General features: G+C 57.6%; 7 protein-coding genes. 3 read left to right on the top strand and 4 right to left on the bottom strand.

Annotated elements, in window-relative coordinates; all coding sequences use genetic code 11:
* Positions 1–114: 114 nt before the first annotated feature.
* Positions 115–342, bottom strand: a complete 228-nt coding sequence (locus ACXJKO_RS30535) for a YgaP-like transmembrane domain (protein WP_457094770.1) — start codon at positions 340–342, stop codon at positions 115–117.
* 181 nt (positions 343–523) lie between these two features.
* Between ACXJKO_RS30535 and ACXJKO_RS30530 the strand changes: the two genes are divergently transcribed.
* Positions 524–1,018, top strand: a complete 495-nt coding sequence (locus ACXJKO_RS30530; RefSeq protein ID WP_457094769.1) for a YciE/YciF ferroxidase family protein — start codon at positions 524–526, stop codon at positions 1,016–1,018.
* A 54-nt stretch (positions 1,019–1,072) separates the two neighbouring features.
* Here the strand turns inward: ACXJKO_RS30530 and ACXJKO_RS30525 are convergent, their stop codons facing one another.
* The 3 genes from ACXJKO_RS30525 to ACXJKO_RS30515 all read right to left on the bottom strand — a co-directional run bounded on the left by ACXJKO_RS30525 (position 1,073) and on the right by ACXJKO_RS30515 (position 2,771).
* A complete protein-coding gene (locus tag ACXJKO_RS30525) occupies positions 1,073–1,321 on the bottom strand; it encodes a hypothetical protein (RefSeq protein WP_457094768.1) in 249 nt (82 codons plus the stop codon).
* The gene (locus ACXJKO_RS30520; protein ID WP_457094767.1) at positions 1,308–1,949 is read right to left on the bottom strand and encodes an acyl-homoserine-lactone synthase; all 642 of its coding nucleotides are present in this window, start codon (positions 1,947–1,949) and stop codon (positions 1,308–1,310) included. The genes ACXJKO_RS30525 and ACXJKO_RS30520 overlap by 14 nt, the downstream gene beginning before the upstream one ends.
* Positions 1,950–2,033: 84 nt before the next feature.
* Positions 2,034–2,771 carry a LuxR family transcriptional regulator gene (locus tag ACXJKO_RS30515; RefSeq protein WP_457094766.1) on the bottom strand — a complete coding sequence of 246 codons (738 nt, stop codon included), beginning with the start codon at positions 2,769–2,771 and terminating at the stop codon, positions 2,034–2,036.
* Between the two features lie 109 nt (positions 2,772–2,880).
* Between ACXJKO_RS30515 and ACXJKO_RS30510 the strand changes: the two genes are divergently transcribed.
* Positions 2,881–3,267: a helix-turn-helix domain-containing protein gene (locus ACXJKO_RS30510; RefSeq protein ID WP_457094765.1), complete on the top strand. Its 387-nt coding sequence runs from the start codon at positions 2,881–2,883 to the stop codon at positions 3,265–3,267.
* Between the two features lie 107 nt (positions 3,268–3,374).
* The coding region (locus tag ACXJKO_RS30505) for a hypothetical protein (protein WP_457094764.1) at positions 3,375–3,731 on the top strand (357 nt) is incomplete at its 3' end.

The raw sequence follows: 3,731 nt of genomic DNA, 5'->3' as shown, positions 1-3,731 counted from the left end.
GTGGTTGTCCTGTTCATCTACGGTCTGATTGCCGGTCGCGGCAGCTCCACGACGACATACTGATTGCGGGATAAATGGCACGCGGGCCGCAGGAAAAGCGCGGCCCGCGCCTTATCAACGATGATGGCTCAATTGGCCGGCTTCGTCATGGGAGCCGGTCAAGGCCGCTTTGACCGGGCAATTGCCCACGTAGCCGCGCCAAGCGAGGTATGAGCCTCCTAGCAACGCGAGCACGTTCAGCAGCGCATTGGGTCGCGGCTTCGCCGCAGCTGCGGCAAGGCCAAGTCCCGCCACCATGTAGGCACCGCGTTCGACGGTGCTCAGGTTCTGTTCTTCACTCATTAATCATCTCCTACGACGGTAGCTCCGCCGCGCCCGATCCCCTTAAACTAAGCAGGGGAATGCGCAGGCCGAACGCGACGTGGAAGGGTGTTGTTCCGCTCGATTGTGGGAAGAGTCGAATTCGACGGAACTGCGAACCTTGACCATCGTTGAGTCAACTCCCAAGCCGAGGAGTTATGACATGGCAGCGAAAGAGAAAACCCTGGACGATCTTTTCCTTCATACCCTGAAGGACGTGTTCTACGCGGAGAAGCAGATCCTGAAGTCTCTGCCGAAGATGGCCAAGGCCGCGGAATCGGAAGAGCTGCGCCTGGCTTTCGAAAAGCATCGCGAGGAAACGGAAGGCCAGATCGAGCGCCTTGAGCAGGTGTTCAAGATGCTTGGCAAGCCCGCGCGCGGCGTCCAGTGCGAGGCCATCAACGGCATCATCGAAGAAGGCAAGGAAGTCATGGAAGACTTCGCCGAAAGCGTGGCTCTCGATGCCGGCATCCTGGCTGCTGCGCAGGCCGTCGAGCATTATGAGATCACCCGCTACGGCTCGCTGAGGACCTGGGCAGAACAGCTCGGCCTGCGCGATGCCGCGAAGCTCATCGAGCAGAACCTGGAGGAGGAGAAGAAGACCGATCTTCTGCTCACCAAGCTCGCCGAAGCCCGCGTCAACACCAAGGCCGCCTGATCGAATGTTTGATCCGAAGCCCCGCCACGATTGGCGGGGCTTCGCCTTTGTCTATCAATGTTGATGCGTCCGACCCGGCGCCACTAGGGTGTCGAGCGTCAGGCGCAGCGAGCCGGAGGGTTCGATGTCAAGCGTGGCCCTCATCGTATCCGGGTTCTCGACGAGGTGCATGAAGGCGAGAAGTCGAAGCCGTGCGACGGATGGCAGCGTTCCGAGCAATTGCGACAGGTTCTCGCTGAGATTCTCGATCATCTCTTCCTGCACGAAGGATGCGAGAGGAAGTTTCTCCTTAGGCAGCGACATGCGGCACCCGATCCAGAATGGGTGACAGCTTGCCTTCGCGCACTAGGGAAGGGCCGCGAAGCCCAGCGAGTGCGCGCACTTGGTTCAAGCTTTCCTGTGAGATCTGAATGGCCACCGCAACGCATGGCTGCCCTTCGATCATCTGCGGCAAGCCAAGAGGACGTACCTTGAAACCTGCCTGTTGCCAGCGCGGAAGCCACCACATTTCCACTACGGCGGTCACTTCCGTAATACCTTCTTGTAGGCAGAACTCCTGGATGCTGGCGAGAAGCCTGCAATCCGTCCTTCCGGTTCGCCGTTCCTTGACTACGAAATAGCGCGTCCATTCGAAAACGTCGAAAGCCTGAGGAATTCCCCGCGCGGCCATGTGTGGAAACACATCGCTGATCATGTGCGGAAGCAGCGTCGGATAGAGGCGCTGCCCACCCACGACACGGTCCTTGTCGATGGCGAGCAGGTAGATCGCGTGTTCGTTGTCGTAGGCGTCGATTTCGACCCCGTCAGAGCGTGTCAGATCTGTCCAGCCACGTTCCTCGACGAAGACTTGATGACGAAGGCGATAGTATTGTTCGATGCTGTCTCGATAAAGCGCTTTGTTATCGTTGGTAATGACATGAATACAGGTCATTGATGGCCACCCCCTCTGTTGAGTGGCAGCACTTGTCTCTCACCTCGATACGAAGTGGTATTGTAGGAAATTACAGGTCGGAGCTTATAGGTTTATAATCTTGTACTGAATAGCCCGCGCGACGGCTTGTGTCTTATTGGCGGCGCCCAGCTTCTGGCAGGCACTGACGATATGAGCCGTAACGGTTCTCTCCGTAATTCCGAGAATTTCCCCAGTATCGGCTGCCGATTTCCCGGCTGCCGCCCATATCATGGCTTCCCGCTCCCGAGGCGTCAGAAGGTCAGAGGCGGGGCTTAAGGTGGGCGCAAGCAGCCGGCGAGCCCGCTCAAAGGCATACATGGTCATCAAATGAAGAGCCGGTTTCGTACGAGGGGACAGGTCAAGATTGACCCCGCTCATGGAAAAACAGGCCTCATAGCCATTGATGCCATGGATCGGAAGGCAGAAGCCATCTCGCATCCTGAACTCGGTAGCGCGATCCATGACCTCTGCAGCCCGAAGCTCCTTCTCACGGTCGTAGAGTGCTTCGGACCACTCGAACGGCTGGACGCTGTTGCGGCAAAGGCGAATGACGGGATCGACCCGGACGTAGTCCTCTCTCATGTAGATGTCGAACCAGCCCATGGGCCATTTTTTGAGAATGACAACCTGATCGAACCTCTCCTTGAGGTTCGGCAATCCCGTGATGATGAAGTTCTCAAACCCGAACAGGGAGAAGGATTTGGCCATTTCGTCGACGACCGATTGGACGGACGGAAGGTCGTCCAGTCTTTCGATGAACTCGAATGCTTCCGTTGCGTAATCGAAGCGATGGTCCGCCAACGAGGGCCCCCGGCGATTTTTCTATTAACAGCTGTATATAGTAACTATACTACCATAGGTTTTAAAAGCGGTATATTCGTCGCGGCCTGAGTAACGGTAGGAGATGCACTTGCAGCAGAAGTCACCCAACCCCATCGACAGGCATATCGGCAGCCGGGTCCGGGCTAGGCGGCTCATGCTGGGCATGAGCCAGGAGAAGTTGGCCGAGGCTCTGGGCCTCACGTTCCAGCAGGTCCAGAAATACGAGAAGGGCATCAACCGCGTCGGGGCAAGCCGCCTTCTCCAGATCGCGGGCATTCTCGATGTGGGCATCGATTTCTTCTTCGAGGCCATTCCGGGCCTGCGGGCCGGAGGATTTTCCGGCAACAGCCTCATGGCGGAATTTCTTACGAGCCCCGAGAGCGACCGTCTTGTTCGCAGCTTCGTAGGGCTGAAGGATGACGATGCGCGTAGGAAAGTCGCCGATTTTGTCGATTGGCTGGCATCCACCCGTTAGCATGGAATAGGCAAAAACTCTGTCGATTCAGGGCGAAAGACACAGGCGGGATTCGGAACCTGCCGCGCTTCTAATGGTTACCTCCGCACGATTAAGAGAGGTTGACCATGGGCTTGGGACAGCAAAACACCAACAATCAGCAAGACACCGGTTCCGATGATTGGGATGCCCTGCGCGGCGATGTCGGCGACATGGCCGGAGAAGCTCTGGAGCGTGGCCGCTTTTTCATCGAATCCGCTCGTGAACAGGCATCCGACTATGCCGGCCGCCGCAAGGACGACATCGCACAATCGGTCGCCGATTTCGCGACTTCCTTGAGAGATTCCACTCATTCCTTCGATGAGCGCCCGAACATCCGCGCTGTCGTGGATAGCGCCGCCGATGGCTTGGAGCAGCTTGCGGATTCCATCAGGGAGCGCACGTTCTCGGACATCTTCAACGACTTCGAGGAGGTAGTGCGCCAG

The organism is Microvirga sp. P5_D2 (assembly GCF_054049475.1).
Note: the sequence above shows the minus strand (reverse complement) of the source record. Positions and strands in the feature narration are given on the sequence as shown.